Annotated in this window: 17 protein-coding genes; 8 read left to right on the forward strand and 9 right to left on the reverse strand. The window is 63.9% G+C overall.

Annotated features, from left to right (window positions below; all coding sequences use genetic code 11):
* Positions 1 to 33 precede the first annotated feature (33 nt).
* The 6 genes from FGK64_RS01825 to FGK64_RS01850 form a co-directional block, all read right to left on the reverse strand.
* Positions 34 to 1,464 carry a TRAP transporter large permease gene (locus FGK64_RS01825; RefSeq protein ID WP_138862093.1) on the reverse strand — a complete coding sequence of 477 codons (1,431 nt, stop codon included), beginning with the start codon at positions 1,462 to 1,464 and terminating at the stop codon, positions 34 to 36.
* Positions 1,465 to 1,470: 6 nt separating this feature from the next.
* On the reverse strand, positions 1,471 to 2,157 hold the full coding sequence (locus FGK64_RS01830) for a TRAP transporter small permease (protein ID WP_138862094.1): 687 nt from the start codon (positions 2,155 to 2,157) through the stop codon (positions 1,471 to 1,473).
* A 102-nt stretch (positions 2,158 to 2,259) separates the two neighbouring features.
* Positions 2,260 to 3,261 carry a DctP family TRAP transporter solute-binding subunit gene (locus FGK64_RS01835; protein ID WP_138862095.1) on the reverse strand — a complete coding sequence of 334 codons (1,002 nt, stop codon included), beginning with the start codon at positions 3,259 to 3,261 and terminating at the stop codon, positions 2,260 to 2,262.
* Positions 3,262 to 3,528: 267 nt separating this feature from the next.
* Positions 3,529 to 4,749 (reverse strand): sigma-54-dependent transcriptional regulator, encoded by a 1,221-nt coding sequence (locus tag FGK64_RS01840; RefSeq protein WP_138862096.1) that lies wholly within the window; start codon positions 4,747 to 4,749, stop codon positions 3,529 to 3,531.
* Positions 4,749 to 6,440: a sensor histidine kinase gene (locus FGK64_RS01845; protein WP_246057646.1), complete on the reverse strand. Its 1,692-nt coding sequence runs from the start codon at positions 6,438 to 6,440 to the stop codon at positions 4,749 to 4,751. The genes FGK64_RS01840 and FGK64_RS01845 overlap by 1 nt, the downstream gene beginning before the upstream one ends.
* Positions 6,441 to 6,566: 126 nt before the next feature.
* Complete coding sequence (locus FGK64_RS01850) at positions 6,567 to 7,040, reverse strand: Lrp/AsnC family transcriptional regulator (RefSeq protein ID WP_138862098.1); 474 nt, start codon at positions 7,038 to 7,040, stop codon at positions 6,567 to 6,569.
* A gap of 157 nt (positions 7,041 to 7,197) precedes the next feature.
* On the opposite strand from FGK64_RS01850, the gene cysG reads away from it, so the two are divergent.
* The 8 genes from cysG to infC all read left to right on the forward strand — a co-directional run bounded on the left by cysG (position 7,198) and on the right by infC (position 14,931).
* On the forward strand, positions 7,198 to 8,592 hold the full coding sequence (gene cysG / locus FGK64_RS01855) for a siroheme synthase CysG (protein ID WP_138862099.1): 1,395 nt from the start codon (positions 7,198 to 7,200) through the stop codon (positions 8,590 to 8,592).
* The gene (locus FGK64_RS01860) at positions 8,592 to 8,903 is read left to right on the forward strand and encodes a DUF2849 domain-containing protein (RefSeq protein ID WP_138862100.1); all 312 of its coding nucleotides are present in this window, start codon (positions 8,592 to 8,594) and stop codon (positions 8,901 to 8,903) included. Before cysG ends, FGK64_RS01860 begins: the two co-directional genes overlap by 1 nt.
* Positions 8,904 to 8,951: 48 nt before the next feature.
* Positions 8,952 to 10,616 (forward strand): nitrite/sulfite reductase, encoded by a 1,665-nt coding sequence (locus tag FGK64_RS01865; RefSeq protein WP_138862101.1) that lies wholly within the window; start codon positions 8,952 to 8,954, stop codon positions 10,614 to 10,616.
* Positions 10,617 to 10,629: 13 nt separating this feature from the next.
* Positions 10,630 to 11,382 (forward strand): phosphoadenylyl-sulfate reductase, encoded by a 753-nt coding sequence (locus FGK64_RS01870; protein WP_138862102.1) that lies wholly within the window; start codon positions 10,630 to 10,632, stop codon positions 11,380 to 11,382.
* Entirely contained in the window at positions 11,379 to 11,780 is a 402-nt protein-coding gene (locus FGK64_RS01875) for a DUF934 domain-containing protein (protein WP_138862103.1), read from the forward strand. Before FGK64_RS01870 ends, FGK64_RS01875 begins: the two co-directional genes overlap by 4 nt.
* 68 nt (positions 11,781 to 11,848) lie before the next feature.
* Positions 11,849 to 12,706: a ferredoxin--NADP reductase gene (locus FGK64_RS01880; RefSeq protein WP_138862104.1), complete on the forward strand. Its 858-nt coding sequence runs from the start codon at positions 11,849 to 11,851 to the stop codon at positions 12,704 to 12,706.
* A 144-nt stretch (positions 12,707 to 12,850) separates the two neighbouring features.
* Complete coding sequence (locus FGK64_RS01885; RefSeq protein WP_138862105.1) at positions 12,851 to 14,272, forward strand: calcium-binding protein; 1,422 nt, start codon at positions 12,851 to 12,853, stop codon at positions 14,270 to 14,272.
* A 197-nt stretch (positions 14,273 to 14,469) separates the two neighbouring features.
* Positions 14,470 to 14,931, forward strand: coding sequence for a translation initiation factor IF-3 (gene infC, locus FGK64_RS01890; RefSeq protein ID WP_246057690.1), 462 nt, complete (start codon positions 14,470 to 14,472; stop codon positions 14,929 to 14,931).
* A gap of 62 nt (positions 14,932 to 14,993) precedes the next feature.
* Here the strand turns inward: infC and FGK64_RS01895 are convergent, their stop codons facing one another.
* From FGK64_RS01895 to FGK64_RS01905, 3 genes are all read right to left on the reverse strand, one after another.
* A complete protein-coding gene (locus FGK64_RS01895) occupies positions 14,994 to 15,779 on the reverse strand; it encodes an FAD binding domain-containing protein (RefSeq protein ID WP_138862107.1) in 786 nt (261 codons plus the stop codon).
* A gap of 98 nt (positions 15,780 to 15,877) precedes the next feature.
* Complete coding sequence (locus tag FGK64_RS01900; RefSeq protein ID WP_138862108.1) at positions 15,878 to 18,241, reverse strand: xanthine dehydrogenase family protein molybdopterin-binding subunit; 2,364 nt, start codon at positions 18,239 to 18,241, stop codon at positions 15,878 to 15,880.
* Between the two features lie 74 nt (positions 18,242 to 18,315).
* Positions 18,316 to 18,801 carry a (2Fe-2S)-binding protein gene (locus FGK64_RS01905; protein ID WP_138862109.1) on the reverse strand — a complete coding sequence of 162 codons (486 nt, stop codon included), beginning with the start codon at positions 18,799 to 18,801 and terminating at the stop codon, positions 18,316 to 18,318.
* Positions 18,802 to 19,095: the final 294 nt, after the last annotated feature.

Genomic DNA, 19,095 nt, shown 5'->3' on the forward strand with positions numbered 1-19,095 from the left:
CGATGTGCCGGATTGGTTCCCGAAGGGCCAGCTTTAGTTGGTGATGATCTCAGGCCCCATCAGCGAAATCGGCAACCATGTCGACAGGAACGGCACATAGGTGATCAGGATCAGGAAGACGAAAAGCACCATCAGGAAGGGCAGCGCCGCCCGGACCACGCCCATCATCGACAGCCCCGCCACGCCCGAAGTGACGAACAGGTTCAGCCCCACCGGCGGCGTGATCATCCCGATTTCCATGTTCACCACCATGATGATGCCCAGATGGATCGGGTCGATCCCCAGCTGGATCGCAATTGGGAACACCAGCGGTGCGACGATCACGATCAGCCCCGAAGGTTCCATGAACTGCCCGCCGATCAGCAGGATCACGTTCACCACGATCAGGAACATCACCGGGCCAAAGCCCGCGCTCAGCATGGCGCTGGCGATCTGCTGGGGGATCTGTTCATCGGTCAGAACATGCTTCAGGATCAGCGCGTTTGCGATAATGAACATCAGCATGATGGTCAGCTTGCCCGCCTCCAGCAGCGTATCGCGGGTGTCGCGGTGGAAGAAGGCGGTGACGATGGCATAGGGCTTGTCGAGCAGCGTCAACGGGCGCGAGGGCGCGCCGTCAACAGCCGCCGCCGACAGGCTTTGCGCCGCGCGCGCCTTCAGCGGGCCCATGTCGCGATAGACGAACAGCGCCACGATGGCCGCATATACGGACGCCACGGCGGCTGCCTCGGTCGGGGTGAAGATCGCGCCCGTCACGCCCGGAATGCCGTAGATCCCGACCATGATGATGACGATCAGCATCAGCCCCCAGAACGCCTCGCGGAAGCTGGCGCCGATCTCGCCCCAGCCCTGCCATTCGCCCTTGGGCATGTCGCGGACGATGGCCATGATATAGATCGTCACCATCAGCATGACACCTGCCAGCAGGCCCGGAATGACGCCCGCCAGGAACATCCGCCCGACCGAGACATCCGTGGCGCTGGCATAGACCACCATCACGATGGACGGCGGGATCAGGATGCCCAGCGTGCCCGCGTTGCAGATCACCCCGGCGGCGAATTCCTTGGTATACCCGGCCTGCTTCATTGCCGCGATCACGATTGTGCCGATGGCCACCACGGTGGCCGGAGACGACCCCGACAGCGCGGCAAAGATCATGCAGGCAAAGACGCCCGCAATTGCCAGCCCGCCGCGCAGGTGCCCGACACAGGCGATGGAAAAGCGGATGATCCGTTTCGCCACGCCGCCTGTGCTCATGAAGGACGAGGCAAGGATGAAGAAGGGAATGGCCAGCAGCGTATAGTGCCCCGCCATCGCCTGATAGAGCGACTGTGCGATGGACGCGAGCGATGTGTCCGAGAACGCCAGCAGGAAGATGATCGAGGACATGCCTAGCGATACCGCGATCGGAACCCCGATCAGCAGGAAGGCCATGACCATTGAAAACAGAAGGACGACATCCATAGCAGGTTACACTCCGGTCTTCTGGGCGGCATCGGCCACCGCATCTTCGGCTTCGTGGCTGACGATCAGGCTGGTCTGACGCCCGCCGATGACGGCGATCAGCGCCTGCACCACACGCAGCACGATCAGCGCGGTGGAAAACGGCAGGATGACATAGGGGATCACGCGCGGCAGCTTGTCATAGGCTTCGCCATAGTTGATGGCGCCCTCCAGCCAGCGAAAGATGCCCAACATCGGCACCTGGTCTGTGACGTAAAAGGCGCGGTCGCGCACCCCGGTGGTAAAGCCGGTTGGAAGCCAGCGGCCCTCGGTCGGTTGCAGCGCAGCAAAGGGGGCCCAGTAATCCCACGCGCCTTTCAGCAGCAGCAGCGCATAAGCCACGCAGACAAGCCCGGCGATGATCGCGAAAACGCGCTGCTTGCGTGAGTCGAACAGGTTGATCAGCGCGTCCACCCCAAGGTGCGATGTCACTTTGAACCCGTATGAAATGCCAAGCAGAACCAGCCAGGCAAACAGGATCAGCGTGACTTCAAGCCCCCAGATCAAGGATTCGTTGAACACATAGCGCAGCACGACGTTGACGAAGGTGATCAAGGTCATGAGCCCGAGGATCACGGCAATCGCCGTTTCCTCGATCGAATGAACGAAACGGCCGAAGGCGGTCTTCGGCCGGTAGTGCGACGGTCCTGACATGCTGTCCCCCCGAGGATTCTGTTGGGCGTAGTGCGCCCTGTCCGGCCCCTCCGGCCGGCAAACCGGCCCGCCCCGATCACAGGGCGGGCCGACGATACGCGCTTACATCGATGCGTTGATTTCCTGGGCTGCGGCGATGTTGTCGGCGCCCACGTCTGCCTCAAACTCGGCCCAGACCGGCTTCATCGCATCGACCCATGCCTGACGCTGCTCGGCGGTCAGCTCGCGGATTTCGCCGCCCGCGTCCAGAATCGCCTGACGTGCCTCCATGTCGACCTGACCAACAGCGGCGTTGCGCTCGTTGCTGACCTCGCTCAGGATGGTCAGCAGCTGATCGCGCGTTTCGGCGTCAAGGCTGTCCAGCCAGTCGACCGACGTCACAACCAGATAGTCCAGCACACCGTGGTTGGTTTCGGTGCTGCCATCCTGCACCTCGAAAAACTTCTGGCCGTAGATGTTCGACCAGGTGTTTTCCTGTCCATCCACAACACCTGTCTGCAGCGCACCGTAGACTTCCGAGAAGGCCATCGGCTGCGGCGAGGCATCCAGCGCCTTCATCTGCGCGACCAGCACATCGCTGGGCTGCACGCGGAATTTCAGACCAGCCGCATCGCCGGGCTCGACCAGCGGCTTGTTGGCCGAAAACTGCTTCATCCCGTTGTGCCAGAACTCCAGCCCCATCAGGCCCCGGCGCGCCATCGATTCCTTCATCGCCTGCCCGGTTTCCGAGTTTTGGAACGCGTCCACAGCTTCGATGCTCTTGAACATGAAGGGCAGATCGAAAATGCGGAATTGCTTGGTGAAGGCTTCGAATTTCGACAGCGAGGGCGCAGCCATCTGCACGTCGCCCTGCAGCATCGCTTCCAGCACCTGGTCGTCGTTGTAGAGCGTCGAGTTCGGATAGACCTCCATGCAGGCCTTGCCGTTCATCTCTTCGTTCACCCGCTCCTGCAGAAGCGAGGCCGCCAGACCCTTGGGGTGACGGTCGGTGTTGGTGACATGGCTGAACTTGATCACCATCTCGCCATCGTCACACTGGGCAAAGCCCGCAGTGGCAGATAGCGACAGTGCCATGGCCGTGGCGGCAACGGTTACGATTTTCATCGGATACTCCTCCCGAGTTCATGTCCGCAGGGCCCGCAGGCCCCTCCGCACCGTGATTCGATGCGTCAAACGGCAGTGAACCGCCCCAGCGGGCCTCGCTCAACGGCGCTGTGGCGCGGTGGAAAAAATTTCAATTTTTTTAATATATAACAAATAGATAGTCGATATTTTGAACGTGAATTCCGAACACTTCAATGATCAAAGTGCGGATATCCGCACATCGCCCGGCGCACATTGTGCGGAAATCCGCACACGCAACGCACACCCTCACCTGCGGAAGTCTTCGGCCCGAATGCCATAACGCGCCAGTTTGTCGTAAAACGTCTTGCGCGGCAGCTTCAGCACCCGGGCCGTTTCAGTCGCGTTGCCGTTCTGCCGCCCCAACGCCGCCACCAACAGCGCCCGTTCAACACGGGCCAACTGCTCGACCAGACCCATCTCGGCGGCCTCACTTACCTCGCCCGGCATGCCCAGAACGAACCGCATTGCCGCGCTCATCAGCGAACGGGTATTGCCCGGCCAGCTTTGTGCCATAAGCGCCGCCAGATGCTCGGGTGAGATATCGGGCGCAACCAACCCCGACTGTTCCGCCGCCTGGGCGACATATCGACGGAACAGCACCGGAATATCCTCGGGTCGTTCCGCCAGCGACGGGACGCGCACCTGGCTGACTTCAAGCCGGTAATACAGTTCGGAATTCAGGCTGGACGGATCCAGTGAAACGGTGCTTCCCGCCATCAGCCGGACATCGCCATTGCCGGTTTCCAAGGCCTCGATCAACGCGATCTGCGTGTCTGCCGGCAGGCGGGCAACCTCGTCAAGGAACAGCGTCCCGCCCGAGGCGGCTTCCATCGCCTGCGTCAGTGCGGCCCGGTCCAGCCCGTCGGCGGCCCGCTTTTCAAACGGCCGTTGTGCGCGCGGCGAACACAGGTGGATGACTTCGGCGATTTTGGAGATGCCGCTGCCGGGCGCGCCGGTCACCAACACCTCGGTGTCGGCGCGGGCGACACGCCGGGCCTGATCGCGCAGGGCGTGTGACGCCTCCGAGATGCCAAAGATCAGCCGTGCCGCCGGGTCGCCCGATTGCGCGCGCGCCATCTCGGCCCGTGCGTCCAGCACCCGGTGACGCGCCACCAGCGCGCGTTCCAGCACGGCCACCAGGTCACCCGGCGCACAGGGCTTTTCAAGGAAATCGAAAGCCCCCCGCTCCATCGCGGCCACGGCCATGGGGATGTCGCCCTCACCGGTCAGCAGCACCACCGGAAGATCGGGGTCCACCTTGTGGGCGTAATCCAGCAGGTGGAACCCGTCGCGCCCCGGCATGCGCATGTCCGACAGGATGACACCGGGAAAGCTGCGTTGGATGTGATCCTTTGCCACAACGAACGACCCCGCCGGAATCGCCGTCAGATCGGCCAACTCCAGCGATTGCGCCAGCGCCTCACGCACCGTTGCATCGTCATCCACCAACAGTACCGTATTGCGCATCATGCCGCCGCCTCGGCGCTGTCGTCCCATCGGTCAAGCGTCACCGTGAACACCGCGCCATCGTCCAGATTTTCACCCCGTATATCGCCGCCAAAGCTCTGCACAAGGCCATAGGAAATCGACAGCCCCAGACCCATGCCCTCGGAACTGCCGACCGCCTTGGTGGTATAAAACGGCTCAAACAGCTTTTCCGGCGCGGCGATGCCCGGGCCGTGGTCGCGCACCTTCAGGCGCACCCTGTCACCGCCGTCATCCAGCGTGATCGCGATGCGCCGCCGGTCCCCTCGGGCCATGGCATCGGCGGCGTTGGTGATCAGGTTCACCACCACCTGCCCCAGCCGCACCTCTCCGCCGCGCACATAAACCGGCAGCGGCGGCGCATCCCATTCAAGCGTTACCGCGTCGCTGCGCAGCCGCGCTTCTGTCATTTCTATGGCGCTGGCCACAACCTGCACCAGATCGACCCGGCTGACCGGTTCGGATTCATTGCGGGCAAAGGCGCGCAGGTTGCGGATGATGCGCGCCATCCGCGCCGCCATCATCGAAATCCGCCCAAGGTTTTCGGCCACCACATCGGTGCGCCCGCGGTCCAGAAACTGGCTGCCATTGTCGGCAAAGGACCGGATCGCCATCAGCGGCTGGTTCAACTCGTGGCTGATGCCCGCGCTCATCTGGCCCAGCGCGCTCAGTTTGCCCGCCTGCACCAGATCGGCCTGCGCTTGTTTCAGCGCCGCTTCGGCCTCTTGCCGCACAATCACCTCTTCACGCAAATGGCGGTTGGCCTCGGACAGCTCTGCCGTCCGCTCGCTGACCCGCGCTTCAAGCACCGCATTGGCCCGCGCCAGGTTGCGCCGCCGCTCGCCTGCAAGATACAGCAACGCTCCGAAGGCAAGGCAGATGCCCCCGACAGCAAAGGCCTGCAACCACGCCATCCGCCGCACCGGCGCCACATCCACCAGAACCTCTCCGCCCAGACCGAGCACCGGTAGATCGCGCGACAGGTGCAGCGCGCGTTCGGGCAGATACGGCCCCCACCCCAGATGCCAGACCTCTTGCCCGCCGATCAGGCTGACATCGAATGCACTGTCGCCGCCGGACGGCCGGCTGATCCCCACCTGCCCCGGCGCCCGCCGCCAGAACAGGAGTTCTGACCGGTTCGAAATGAACACCTCTCCCGCGCTGTCAGTGAAAAACACCGCCGGCGTATCGCCGCGCCAGCCGCGCTCGATCAGTTCGACATCGGCAACAAAGACCAGCACGCCGCTGACACCGCCGGTGTATTCAAAGGTTGGCGCGGCATAGAAATAGGCGCGATCCGTATCGGTGCCGTAAGGGCCGATCCCGGTGCCCAGCGCGCCATTCATCGCGCGCCGGAAGTACGGCGTGCCGGCGATTGATCGGGTTTCGCCCTCTGTGGCCCCCGCCATCACGCGGCCCGATGTATCGGCAAACAGAACATCGCGCGCGCCCGATTTGTCGGCAACGCGGCGCAGCACGCGGTTGGCCGCCTCGATCCGGCCCGGGGTTGTCAGGTGTTGCAGCGCCGGGTGATCGGCCGTCATCACCGCGATTTCCTGATAGATCTGCAACTGCGAACTCAGCCGGTCGCTTGCCAGGGCCAGATCGGCCTCGGCCCGGCGAGCGAGCTGTTCCAGCGCCTGACGGTAGCCATTGTGCCATACGCCTGCCATCAGCACCCCCACCCCGAGCAGGAAGGCGGCGACAATCCGGTTGGGCCGCCGGAGTCGCGAGGGTTTCAGGGGAACACCGATCATGCCGTCAAACTAGCGCCCGCACCACCTGTACGGCAAGGCGCCTCAGGCGATCTGATCCAGTGGCAGCATGGTTGTGGATTTGATTTCCTCCATCGACAGCAACGCGGTGACATTATGCACCCGCACCTCGGAAATCAGCGCCTGATAGAAAGCGTCATAGGCGCGCGCATTCTTGACCCGCACCTTGAGGATATAGTCGATGTCACCGGCAAGGCGGTGCGCCTCCTGCACTTCGGGGCGGCCGCGCAGCGCCTTTAGGAAATCTGCCTGCCACTCGGCCTCGTGTTCGCTGGTGCGGATCAGCACAAAGAAACAGGCCTCGAATCCCAGCGCCTCGGCATCAAGCTGCACGGTCTGGTGGCCGATCACGCCCGCCTCGCGCAGCTTGCGGATTCGGTTCCACACCGGGGTCTTGGAACTGCCCACAGCCTTGGCAATATCGTCCAGCGACTGGCTGGCATCGCGCTGTAGCTCGGCCAGGATTTTCCTGTCCACCTCGTCAATTCGCACCGACATTCCGCATTGCCCCTTCGATTTGGTCCGATTGTTCTGTGCAGCACGCCAGATGGAACATATGTCCTTATTTGCCGCAGCTGGTGGCGTCAGATTGGGAATATTTCCTATATTAAGGGGCAAGTCAAACCCATGCAGACCAAGGATCACGGGCCGCCAGATGCAACATTTTCCAATCTTCCTGTCCTTGTCCGACCGTTCGGTTGTGCTGTCGGGTGGTGGCGCGGCGGCGCTGGCGAAACTGAGGCTGCTACTGAAGACGCCCGCCCAGATCCACGTTTATGCCCCCGACCCTGCGCCCGAGATTATTGATTGGGCCGCTCAAGGCCGGCTACACCTGCACCGCCGGGCGCTGGCCCCGGGTGACGTGACTGGCGCGGCGCTGTTCTATGCCGCCGACGAAGACGCGGCAGAGGATGAACGCACCGCCGCCATCGCCCGGGCCGAGGGCGCGCTGGTCAACGTGGTCGACAACCTTGAGCACAGCGAATTCATCACCCCCGCCATCGTGGACCGCGACCCCGTGACCGTTGCCATCGGCACCGAGGGCGCCGCCCCCGTGCTGGCCCGTGCCATCAAGGCCGAGCTGGAGGCGAAGCTGCCCGCAACGCTGGGCCCGCTGGCGCGTCTGGGCAAGGCATTTCGCAAGGCCGCCGAGGCACTGCCGCTGGGCCGCGCGCGCCGCGATTTCTGGGCCGATTACTATTTCCGCGCCGGTCCGCGTGCGATGGCCGATGGCGGCGAAGCCGGCGTTGCACCCGCGCTGGACGATCTGCTGGCCGACCACCTGTCGCGCAAATCGCGCGCGGGGCATGTGGCCTTTGTCGGTGCGGGCCCCGGCGACCCCGAGCTGCTGACGCTGAAGGCGCGCCGCGCGCTCGATACCGCCGACGTGGTTCTGTACGACCGGCTGGTGACGCCCGGCATCCTTGAACTGGCCCGCCGCGAGGCGCTGATGATCGACGTGGGCAAGGAAGGCTTTGGCGCCTCGACCCCCCAGGAACGCATCAACGACCTGCTGGTGGAACATGGCGCGAGCGGCGCGCAGGTGGTGCGGCTGAAATCGGGCGATGCCACGGTGTTCGGCCGTCTGGACGAGGAAATCGACGCGCTGGATGGCGCGGGCATCGGCTGGCACATCGTGCCCGGCATCACCTCGGCCTCGGCCGCCGTGGCCTCGATCGGGCAAAGCCTGACGCGGCGCGGACGCAATACATCGGTCCGCCTGCTGACCGGGCATGACATGCAGGGCTTTGCCGATCACGACTGGGCCACGCTGGCCCGCCCCGGAGAGGTGGCCGCGATCTACATGGGCAAGAAATCGGCCCGCTTCATCCAGGGCCGCCTGCTGATGCATGGGGCCGACCGCGCCACGCCAGTGACGGTGGTCGAAAACGCCTCGCGCCCCGATCAGCGCATTGTCTCCAGCACGCTGGCCACACTGCCGGCCGACCTGGCCGCCGCCGATCTGACCGGCCCCGCGCTGACCTTTTACGGACTGGCCCCTCGCGCCGCCAGCCATCACCTGTCTGACTTGCACAAGGAACTTGCCTGATGCCCCGCGCCTTCACCCCCAAGGTCGTCACCGCCAACCACCTGCTGGAAGGCGACGTGATCTATCAGACCGCCGACAACCAATGGTCGCGCTACCTGAGCGAGGCCGAAGTTCTGCGCGAGGAAGATCCCGCGAAGCAGCGCCTGTCCTTTGCGGAACAGCAGGCGGGCGAAATCGTCGGCGCCTATCTGGCCGATGTGAAGGTCGGCCCCGAAGGACCCAAACCCGTGCACTTTCGCGAAGATTTCCGCATGACCGGCCCGTCGAACTACAACCACGGCAAACAGGCCGATCTTGAAAAAGCCTCCTGAAGGCGCAGCCAGACACCAATCGCCCCACCGGGGGCCGAGGACTAGCAGATGTACCAATACAACGACTTCGACACCGAATTCCTGGCCCAGCGCAACGCCCAGTTCCGCGCGCAGGTCGAGCGCCGCATCGACGGCTCGCTGACCGAGGATGAATTCAAGCCGCTGCGCCTGATGAACGGTGTCTACCTTCAGCTGCACGCCTACATGCTGCGCGTGGCGATCCCCTATGGCACGCTGAATTCGGCGCAGATGCGCCAGCTCGCCCTTCTGGCCGAAAAGTGGGACAAGGGCTATGGCCACTTCACCACGCGCCAGAACATTCAGTACAACTGGCCGAAGCTGCGCGACATTCCCGACATGCTGGACGCGCTGGGAGAGGTTGGCCTGCACGCCATCCAGACCAGCGGCAACACCATCCGCAACGTGACCTCGGACCATTTCGCAGGCGCCACGGCGGACGAGGTCGAAGACCCCCGCCCGCTGGCCGAGCTGCTGCGCCAATGGTCCACTGACCACCCCGAATTCCAGTTTCTGGGCCGCAAGTTCAAGATTGCCGTGATTGCCTCGGAACAGGACCGCGCCGTGATCCGCGCCCATGACATCGGCCTGCGCATCCTGCGCCGGGATGGCGACACCGGCGTTCAGGTGATCGTGGGCGGTGGCCTTGGCCGCACGCCGATGATCGGCAAGGTCATTGCCGAGTTCCTGCCCAAGGCCGACCTGCTGCCCTATCTCGAGGCGATCCTGTCGGTCTACAACCGCATCGGGCGACGCGACAACAAGTACAAGGCCCGCATCAAGATCACCGTGCATGAAAACGGCATCGACACGATCCGCGAAGAGGTCGAGAAGGAATTCATCGAACGGCGCAAGGCGTTTTCCGGCGTCGACCAGAAAATTCTGGCCCAGATCGAGACGATGTTCGCCGCCCCCGCCTTCCGCCGCGCGCCGGTCGAGCCCTTTGACGCCGCCTATGCCAGCGACCCGCTGTTCCGGTCCTGGGCCGATACCAACCTGACCGCCCACAAGGCGCCGGGCTATGCCATCGTGTCGATCAGCCTCAAGGCGCACGGCAAGACGCCGGGCGATGCCACGGCTGACCAGATGCGCGTGATGGCGGACCTTGCCGCAGAGTTCGGCCACGACGAGCTGCGCATCAGCCACGAACAGAACGTGATCCTGCCGCATGTGCACAAATCCGACCTGCCCGCGCTCTACGCACGGCTGCGCGCCAACGGGCTTGGCACCGCGAATATCGGGTTGATTTCCGATATCATCGCCTGCCCCGGCATGGATTACTGCGCGCTGGCCACGGCCCGTTCGATCCCGATCGCGCAGGACATCGCGACCCGCTTTGACGAGTTGAAGCTGGAGCATGACATCGGCGAGCTGAAGCTGAAGATCTCGGGCTGCATCAACGCCTGCGGCCATCACCACGTGGGCCATATCGGCATCCTCGGGCTGGACCGCGCGGGCGTGGAAAACTACCAGATCACGCTGGGCGGCGATGCCACCGAAACGGCGGCCATCGGCGAACGGGCGGGCCCCGGGTTTTCGGCGGACGACATCGTTCCGGCCATCGAACGGCTGGTGCTGGGGTATCTCGATCTGCGCGCCAGCCCAGAAGAAACCTTTCTTCAGTCATATCGACGCCTGGGTGCCGCGCCATTCAAGGCGGCGCTGTATCCCGAGGCCAGAGCCAATGCCGCTTGACCGGAAACCAGATATGCCCCCCCTTCAAGAGGCCGTACAGGCGGCCGATGACGCGGCGCTGCGCCAGCGCGTCGCCACGCTGAACGACCGGTGGCGCCACCACAGCGCCACCGACGTGATGCGCGCCGCGCTTAGGGATACCGGCAAGATCGCGCTGGTGTCGAGCTTTGGCGCCGAATCCGTCGTGCTGCTGCACATGGCCGCCGTGATCGAGCGCAACGTGCCGGTGCTGTTCATCGACACGGAAATGCTGTTCACTGAAACGCTGGTCTATCAGACCGAGGTAAGCGAACGGCTGGGCCTGACCAACCTGCGGGTGATCCGCGCCGCCGACATCGCGGCCGAGGATCCCGACAACACGTTGCACCTGCGCGACACCGACGCCTGCTGCGACCTGCGCAAGACCCGGCCGCTGAACGCCGCGCTGGCGGAATTCGACGGCTGGATCACCGGGCGCAAGCGGTTCCAGTCGGGCACCCGCGCCGCGCTGGACTTCTTCGAGGTCGAGGACGGCACAGGCCGGATCAAGGTCAACCCGCTGGCGCATTGGGCGCCCGAGGACGTGCGCAGCTATATGGAAGAAAACCGCCTGCCCCGGCATCCGCTGGTGGCCAAGGGTTATCCCAGCATCGGCTGCGCGCCTTGCACATCGCCCGTCAAACCGGGCGAGGATCCGCGCGCCGGACGCTGGCGCGATCAGAACAAGGACGAATGTGGCATCCACTTCGTAAACGGCAAGATGGTACGCCTGGGGGCAGGACAATGACAGTTATCGTAATCGACACCGGCTTTACATCCGACGACTTCACCGGCAGCTACGGCACGCCCGAAGACACCGGCGCAACCGCGCTTGATCTGGCATCCGACACCGATCCGGGCACGCTGGCCGACCGGCTGGACGGCGTGAGCATGATTCGCGTGCAATTCCCAAGTTCCGCCGACGGGCGCGGATTTTCCATTGCCCGCCGCCTGCGGCTGATGGGCTATGGCGGGCGCCTGCGCGCCGCCGGTCACGTTCTGGCCGACCAATACGCGATGGCGCGCCGGTCCGGGTTCGACGAGGTCGAAATCGACGACACGCTGGCCGCGCGCCAGCCCGAAGACCAGTGGCTGGCCCGCGCAAAATGGGAACAGGGCGACTATCAGGCGCGGCTGCGCGGCTGATCGCCCCCTTTCAATCCAACCCTTCCCGCTTTATTGGCAAGAGGCCGGCGCCTGCGCCGGATCGATTCATGACAAAAATGACATCTGCGACCGAGACCGTGACCGAAGCGACCCCCGTCAAAGCCCCCGCCACCCCGGCCCTGCCCGATGCGCAGACCGTCACCTCGGTCAAGCATTGGACGGACCGGCTGTTTTCCTTCCGCGTGACGCGGCCGCAATCGCTGCGGTTCCGGTCGGGCGAATTCGTGATGATCGGCCTGATGGGCGACCCGGATCCGAAGACCGGCAAGCAAAAACCGCTGCTGCGCGCCTATTCCATCGCCTCGCCCGCCTGGGACGAGGAGTTGGAGTTCTACTCGATCAAGGTGCAGGACGGCCCTCTGACATCAAAGCTTCAGCACATCCAGCCCGGCGACCAGATCATCCTGCGCCCTAAACCCGTCGGCACACTGGTGCATGACGCGCTGTTGCCGGGCAAGCGGCTGTGGTTCTTTTCGACCGGGACGGGGTTCGCGCCCTTCGCCTCGCTGCTGCGCGAGCCTGAGACCTACGAGAAATACGATCAAGTCATCATCACCCACACCTGCCGCGACGTGGCCGAACTGGATTATGGCCGCGAGCTGGTGGACAGCCTGAAAGACGACCCGCTGATCGGCGAGATGGTCGGTGAAAAGGTGAAATACTACCCCACCACCACCCGTCAGGGCAGCCCGCGCATGGGCCGCATCACCACGAAACTGCAGGACGGAAGCGTGTTCGCCGACCTCGGCATCGACCCGATCGCGCCCGAAACTGACCGCGCGATGGTCTGCGGCAGTTTGGATTTCAACAAGGACATGAAGGACGTTCTGGAATCCTTTGGCCTGCGCGAAGGCGCCAATTCCGACCCCAAGGAATACGTGGTCGAGAAGGCCTTCGTCGGCTAGGTAGGGCCCGGCCTTGCGTGCCCAGTGCCCGGCCCGCCACATGCCGGGCCTTTCCTTTCGCTTTGAAAACGGCCGCCTTGATCGGGCGGCCGTTTCGCGTTTATCCCCTTGGAGCGACGCGATTTAAACAGGACTTTCACAGCCATGACATTGCAACCCGGAACCGAGGGCGACGACATCCTGAACGGCACGCCCGGCAATGACACGATCCACGGATTTGGCGGCAATGACGTCCTGTATGGCAACGACGGCAACGATCTGATCACCGGCGACCTGGGCAACGATGTGCTGCATTCGGGCAATGGCGACGACGACCTGTCGGGCGGTCCGGGGCGCGATACGCTGATCTTCACCGGAACCGGCACGAATGTGGCCGATGGCAACGGCGGCGACGACCTGCTGCGGGTCGACCTATCGGATCGTGGGCCAGAGGCCGCCATTCGCGTTACTAAATACAACTCGGGCCGGTTTGATGTCAGCCTGACCGACAGTTCCTTCTCGGTCGCGTCCTACAACATGGAACGCTTCCACATCATCGGCGGCGCGGGCGAGGACTGGATCGGCGGCGGTGACGGCAATGACATTCTTGTCGGCAACGGCGGTGACGACGGGCTTGGCGGCGGGCTGGGCAATGACGTGATGAAAGGCGGCGCGGGGAACGACTCCATCGAGGACCTGACAGGAGAGGACCGCATCCTGGGCGGAGGCGGAAACGACACGCTTGGCATCGGTCACGAGACGACTTCGACCAATTCGAGCGATTACGTTGATGGTGGCAAGGGGTTCGACACACTCAGGTTGCAATTCACCGGTGACACCGACTCCGAATTCACATTGCAGTCGGGCGGAAAATCCACCTTTGACACCGGGATGGCGGTGCGGCGCGTCGAAACCTTTGATGTGACCTCGGGCGCGGGCGACGACGATTTCACGCTGATCGCCAAGGCCACCGGCTTTTACCGCTGGAACGCGGGCGACGGCGTCGACCATATCACGCTCGACCTGTCACAGATGCGCGGCAATGCCGCCTATCGCGATACCAACGGCGGCGGCTATGGCAGCTGGGAGGTTGCCGGCAAAACGGCCGTTCTTCAAATGAACGACGTCGAACACCTGACGATCATCGGCAACGACCTGGCCAACGACTTCGTGGGTGGCCGCGGGCGCGATGTGCTCAGCGGCGGTAAGGGCCGAGACTCCCTCGTCGGAGAAGGCAACCGCGACCGGCTGCTGGGCGAGGCCGGGAACGACCAGTTGTTCGGCGGCAAGGGTGCCGACATCCTGCGCGGCGGCACGGGCGACGACTATCTTGAGGGCGGCAATGGCTCCGACCGGTTTGTCTTTGCCATGGGCGACGGCACCGACCGTATCGCCGATTTCATCGCTGGCAGCGACCTGATGGTGTTCTCCGGGACGGGCCTGACATTCGACGATCTGGATATTCGCCAGCGATCCGGCTTTGTCCGCGTGGCTCTGGGTGACGACGGTGCCGACAACCAGATCGTGATCCGCGTACTGGGTGCGACCATCGACCAGATCGACGACAGCGCCAATTTCCTATTTTAACGCAATAAACCGGCGTTTCCGGGGCTCTCGCCCCCTGATTGCACCTTGAACCGGCAGGGCGTGCAGCTTACGTTGCCGCTCCAGATATTGACTGACAAAGGAACGATTCCATAGCCCGCAGACCTCATAACGCGCCGCCCACCCGTGACACCGGCCCGCGCGTCAACGACAAAATTCGCGCCCCTGAAATCCGCCTGATCGGCGCCGACGGTGAAAACGTCGGTGTGGTATCGCCCTCGCGCGCGATGCAACTGGCCGAAGAGGCCGGACTGGACCTGGTCGAGATTTCGCCGAACGCGACTCCGCCGGTTTGCAAGATCATGGATTTCGGAAAATTCAAGTACGAGACCCAGAAACGCGAAGCCGAAGCGCGCAAGAAGCAGAAGATCATCGAGATCAAAGAGGTCAAGTTCCGGCCGAACACGGATACGCACGACTATGACGTCAAGATGCGCAACGTGGTCAAGTTCCTGGAAAACGGCGACAAGGTGAAGGTAACGCTCCGGTTCCGTGGCCGCGAAATGGCGCACCAGAATCTGGGCCGCGAGCTGCTGGAACGTGTGGCGGAAGACACCAAGGAAATCGGCCGGGTGGAAAATTTCCCCAAGATGGAAGGCCGCCAGATGGTGATGCTGATCGGCCCGCTGCCGAACAAGTAAACCGCCCGGTTTGCCGAAGATGTCGAAAGCGCCCTGCCGCAACAGGGCGCTTTTTTGTTGCCTTACTGCGCGGCCTTGACGGCGCGCTTGGTCATCACGCCCACCAGATGCGCGCGGTATTCCTTGGTGCCGTGCAGGTCGCCGATCATGCCGTCGGCGGGCACGCTCAACCCGTCGATGGCATCGGCGCTGAAATTGGCCGACAACTTCTCCTCGGCTTCGGTCCAGCGGAACACGCCCTCTTCCGAGGCGCCGGTGACCGCCACCCGCACTCCGTCGGCAAAGCGCGCGACAAACACGCCGACCATGGCGAAATGCGACGCGGGCTGTTCGAACTTCTGATAGTTCGACGCCTGCGGGATCGGGAATTTCACCCCGGTCACGATCTCGCCTTCGTCCAGGGCGGTGGTGAACATGCCTAGGAAAAAGTCATCGGCCGCGATCTCGCGCGCGTTGGTCACGATGGTTGCGCCGCTGCCCAGTGCCGCCGCGGGGTAACAGGCCGATGGGTCGTTGTTGGCAATGCTGCCGCCAATGGTGCCCCGGTTGCGCACCGCCGGATCGCCTATGCGCGCGGCCAGCGCCGCCAGCCCCGGATAGGCGCCCGCGCCTTCGGCCACCGCGCCGTGGGTTGTGCCGCCGCCAATCACCAGGACGTCGCCCTCTTGCGAGATGCCTTTCATCTCGGCGATGCCCGCAAGGCTGACCAGCTTGCTGGGCGCGGCCAGGCGCTGTTTCAGCGTCGGGATCAGGGTTTGCCCGCCGCCCAGCGCCTGCGCGTCTTCCTCGGCCAGCGCGGCCACCGCATCGGCCACCGTTGTCGGTTTCACGAATTCGAAATTGTACATCGTCTTGCTCCTTCGGTCTCCGGGCACGTGGGCCCGGGTGCCATATGGTGTCATCGCGCGGCGGCAAGGCTCTGCCCCACCGCCGCGCCGTTATCCGTTCAACCGTTCATCGCCGCCCAGACCCGCGCGGGCGACAGGGGCATGTCGATATGGGTGACCGATTTGCCGCCCGACTGCAACGCGTCGATCACCGCGTTGACGACCGACGGCGGAGAGCCGATGGCCCCGGCCTCGCCACAGCCCTTCACGCCCAGCGGGTTGTGGGTGCAGGGTGTTTTGGCGGAATGGTCCACCTCGAACATCGGCACGTCGGCGGCACGTGGCATCGCATAATCCATGTAGGTCGCGCTCAGCAGCTGGCCGTCTTCGTCGTACGCGCAGTTTTCCAGCAGCGCCTGCCCGATGCCCTGGGCCAATCCGCCGTGCACCTGCCCCGAGACGATCATCGGGTTAATGATATTGCCGAAATCATCCGCCGCCATCATCCGCTCGATGCTGACCTTGCCGGTCTCGGGGTCCACCTCGACCTCGCAGGCATAGGCGCCGGCGGGATAGGTGAAGTTGGCCGGATCGTAGAACGCGGTTTCCTCGAGCCCCGGTTCGATGTCTTCCAGCGGGTAGTTGTGCGGCACATAGGCGGCCAGGCAGACATCGCCCCAGGCGACCGATTTGTCGGTGCCTGCAACGCTGAAGGCGCCATCCTTCAGTTCAATATCGGCCTCGGAGGCCTCCATCAGGTGGGCGGCGATCTTCTTGGTCTTGTTGATGATCTTTTCCGCCGCGCGCACCATGGCCGACCCGCCCACCGCGATGGAGCGCGAGCCATAGGTGCCCATGCCCATCGGCGTGTTGGCGGTGTCGCCATGCACGATTTCCACCATCGATTCGTCGATGCCGATCATCTCGGCAATCACCTGCGGGAACGAGGTTTCGTGCCCCTGCCCATGGCTGTGGCTGCCCGTCATCACGACCAGCCCGCCCGTGGCATTGACCCGCACGGTGGCCGATTCATACAGGCCCGCGCGCGCGCCCAGCTGCCCGACAAGGTTCGACGGCGCGATGCCGCAGGCCTCGATATAGCAGTTGATGCCCAGCCCGCGCAGCTTGCCGCGCGCCTCGCTTTCCTTGCGGCGGGCGGCGAAGCCCGCGATGTCGGCAATCTCTTCCAGCTTGTCCATCGTGGCGTTGTAGTCGCCGGTGTCGTATTCCACTGCGACGGGCGTCGCATAGGGGAATTCGGTAATGAAGTTCTGCCGCCGCAGCGCAATCGGATCCACGCCCAGCTCGCGCGCGGCTTTGTCGATCACGCGCTCCAGCTGATACGTCGCCTCGGGCCGCCCGGCGCCGCGATAGGCATCGACCGGCACGGTGTTGGTGAACACCGCCTTGACGTTCACGTAGATCAGCGGCGTCTTGTAATTGCCCGCCATCAGCGTGCCGTGCAGCCATGTGGGCACCGAGGGCGCAAAGGTCGACAGGTAGGCGCCCATGTTGGCATAGGTTTCAGTGCGGATCGCGGTAAAGTTGTTGTCGGCGTCCAGCGCCAGTTCGATCTTTGTCACATGATCGCGGCCATGGGCGTCGGAGATGAACGCCTCGGACCGCGAGCAGGTCCATTTCACGGGCCGATTGATCGCCTTGGCGGCAAAGGTGCAGAACGCCTCTTCCGCGTAGTGGAAGATTTTGGTGCCAAACCCGCCGCCCACATCCGGCGCGACCACGCGCAGCTTGTGTTCGGGGATGCCCAGCACGAAGGCGCCCATCAGCAAGCGGATCACATGGGGGTTCTGGCTGGTGGTGTAAAGCGTGCTGTGATCGGTGCCGCGTTCATAGTCGCCCACCGCCACGCGGGGCTCCATCGGGTTGGCGACAAGGCGGTTGTTCTTCAGCTCCAGCGTGGTGACATGGGCCGCCTCGTCAATGGCCTTGGCCACGGCATCACGGTTGTCTTCGACAAAACCCCAGTCATAGCAGAGGTTGCTGGTCAGATCGTCATGCACCTTGGTGGCGCCTTCGGCCAGCGCGGCCTTCATATCGATTACAGCCGGCAGTTCCTCGATGTCGAGCGCGATCGCTTCGGCGGCGTCGCGCGCCTGCCCGAGGCTCTCGGCCACCACGGCGGCAATCGGGTCGCCGACATGGCGCACTTTGCCTTGCGCCAGGATCGGGTGGCCCGGTTCCTGCATCACCTCGCCGTGGCGGTCGGTGACCTGCCAGCCGCAGGGCAGACCGCCCACGCCTTCGAAATCGGCCCCGGTGAAGATGCGCACGACGCCCGGCATCTCGCTGGCAGATTTGGTGTCGATGCTGGTGATCCTGCCATGCGCCACATCAGAGCGCAGGAAATACACATAGGCCTGCCCGCGCAGGTTGATATCGTCGGTGTAACGCCCCTCTCCGGTCAGAAAGCGGACGTCTTCGCGGCGCTTGGTGCTGGCGCCAATTCCATGATCCTTCGGCATTCTGGTAATCCTCCCGTCAGGCGGCTGACCGGGCGCGGCCTCCTCTGCCGGCGCCGGTGCCGCAGATGTCCCTGTTATTCGGCGGCGATGGCGCCCGTGTCCTGCCCCGAGGCGGCAAGGATGGCCTTCACGATGTTATGATACCCGGTGCAGCGGCAGATGTTGCCCTGCAGGTATTCGCGGATTTCGGCCTCGGAGGGTTTGGGGTTGTCCTTAAGCAGGGCCGCCGCGCTCATCACCATACCGGGTGTGCAGAAGCCGCATTGCAGGCCGTGGTGATCCTGAAACGCCTGCTGGATGGTGTTCAGGGTGCCATCGGGGGCGGCCTGGCCTTCGATGGTCGACACCTCGGCGCCGTCGGCCTCGAGCGCGAACATGGTGCAGGATTTCACGGCATTGCCGTTCACATGAACCACGCAGGCGCCGCATTGGCTGGTGTCGCATCCGACATGGGTGCCGGTCAGGCCCAGCTGCTCGCGCAGGAACGACACCAGAAGGGTGCGCCCCTCGACCGTGCCGCTCATTGGCTTGCCGTTCACGTTTATGGTTACCTGCGTCATCAGTTCCTCCCCTCAAGGATTGCCTAGTCGGAAGGAGTTAATCATGGCGCCGCGGATTTGAGAACCGGAAATTCCGAGGTTTGATTGGTGAGGGTAGCGGGGGGCTCTGCCCCCATCCGCTGCGCGGATTCCCCCGGGATACTTGGACCCCAAAGAATATGTGTGAGGTGGATCACAGACGCGGGGGCGCATGGGGCGGCAAAAGGAGGTGCGAGAGTGAAACCCCGGGAGCCTGCCATGCCGTTTACCACCACCGTTCGCCTGCTTGGGCTGATTTGCGTATCTTACTGTGTT

The organism is Arenibacterium halophilum, from assembly GCF_005938225.1.
Lineage (GTDB): Bacteria > Pseudomonadota > Alphaproteobacteria > Rhodobacterales > Rhodobacteraceae > Arenibacterium > Arenibacterium halophilum.

Bases quoted from the DNA above. Each gene is read 5' to 3' on its own strand.
- FGK64_RS01825 (WP_138862093.1), bottom strand. From the start codon at position 1,464: ATGGATGTCGTCCTTCTGTTTTCAATGGTCATGGCCTTCCTGCTGATC.
- FGK64_RS01830 (WP_138862094.1), bottom strand. From the start codon at position 2,157: ATGTCAGGACCGTCGCACTACCGGCCGAAGACCGCCTTCGGCCGTTTC.
- FGK64_RS01835 (WP_138862095.1), bottom strand. From the start codon at position 3,261: ATGAAAATCGTAACCGTTGCCGCCACGGCCATGGCACTGTCGCTATCT.
- FGK64_RS01840 (WP_138862096.1), bottom strand. From the start codon at position 4,749: ATGCGCAATACGGTACTGTTGGTGGATGACGATGCAACGGTGCGTGAG.
- FGK64_RS01845 (WP_246057646.1), bottom strand. From the start codon at position 6,440: ATGGCAGGCGTATGGCACAATGGCTACCGTCAGGCGCTGGAACAGCTC.
- FGK64_RS01850 (WP_138862098.1), bottom strand. From the start codon at position 7,040: ATGTCGGTGCGAATTGACGAGGTGGACAGGAAAATCCTGGCCGAGCTA.
- cysG (WP_138862099.1), top strand. From the start codon at position 7,198: ATGCAACATTTTCCAATCTTCCTGTCCTTGTCCGACCGTTCGGTTGTG.
- FGK64_RS01860 (WP_138862100.1), top strand. From the start codon at position 8,592: ATGCCCCGCGCCTTCACCCCCAAGGTCGTCACCGCCAACCACCTGCTG.
- FGK64_RS01865 (WP_138862101.1), top strand. From the start codon at position 8,952: ATGTACCAATACAACGACTTCGACACCGAATTCCTGGCCCAGCGCAAC.
- FGK64_RS01870 (WP_138862102.1), top strand. From the start codon at position 10,630: ATGCCCCCCCTTCAAGAGGCCGTACAGGCGGCCGATGACGCGGCGCTG.
- FGK64_RS01875 (WP_138862103.1), top strand. From the start codon at position 11,379: ATGACAGTTATCGTAATCGACACCGGCTTTACATCCGACGACTTCACC.
- FGK64_RS01880 (WP_138862104.1), top strand. From the start codon at position 11,849: ATGACAAAAATGACATCTGCGACCGAGACCGTGACCGAAGCGACCCCC.
- FGK64_RS01885 (WP_138862105.1), top strand. From the start codon at position 12,851: ATGACATTGCAACCCGGAACCGAGGGCGACGACATCCTGAACGGCACG.
- FGK64_RS01895 (WP_138862107.1), bottom strand. From the start codon at position 15,779: ATGTACAATTTCGAATTCGTGAAACCGACAACGGTGGCCGATGCGGTG.
- FGK64_RS01900 (WP_138862108.1), bottom strand. From the start codon at position 18,241: ATGCCGAAGGATCATGGAATTGGCGCCAGCACCAAGCGCCGCGAAGAC.
- FGK64_RS01905 (WP_138862109.1), bottom strand. From the start codon at position 18,801: ATGACGCAGGTAACCATAAACGTGAACGGCAAGCCAATGAGCGGCACG.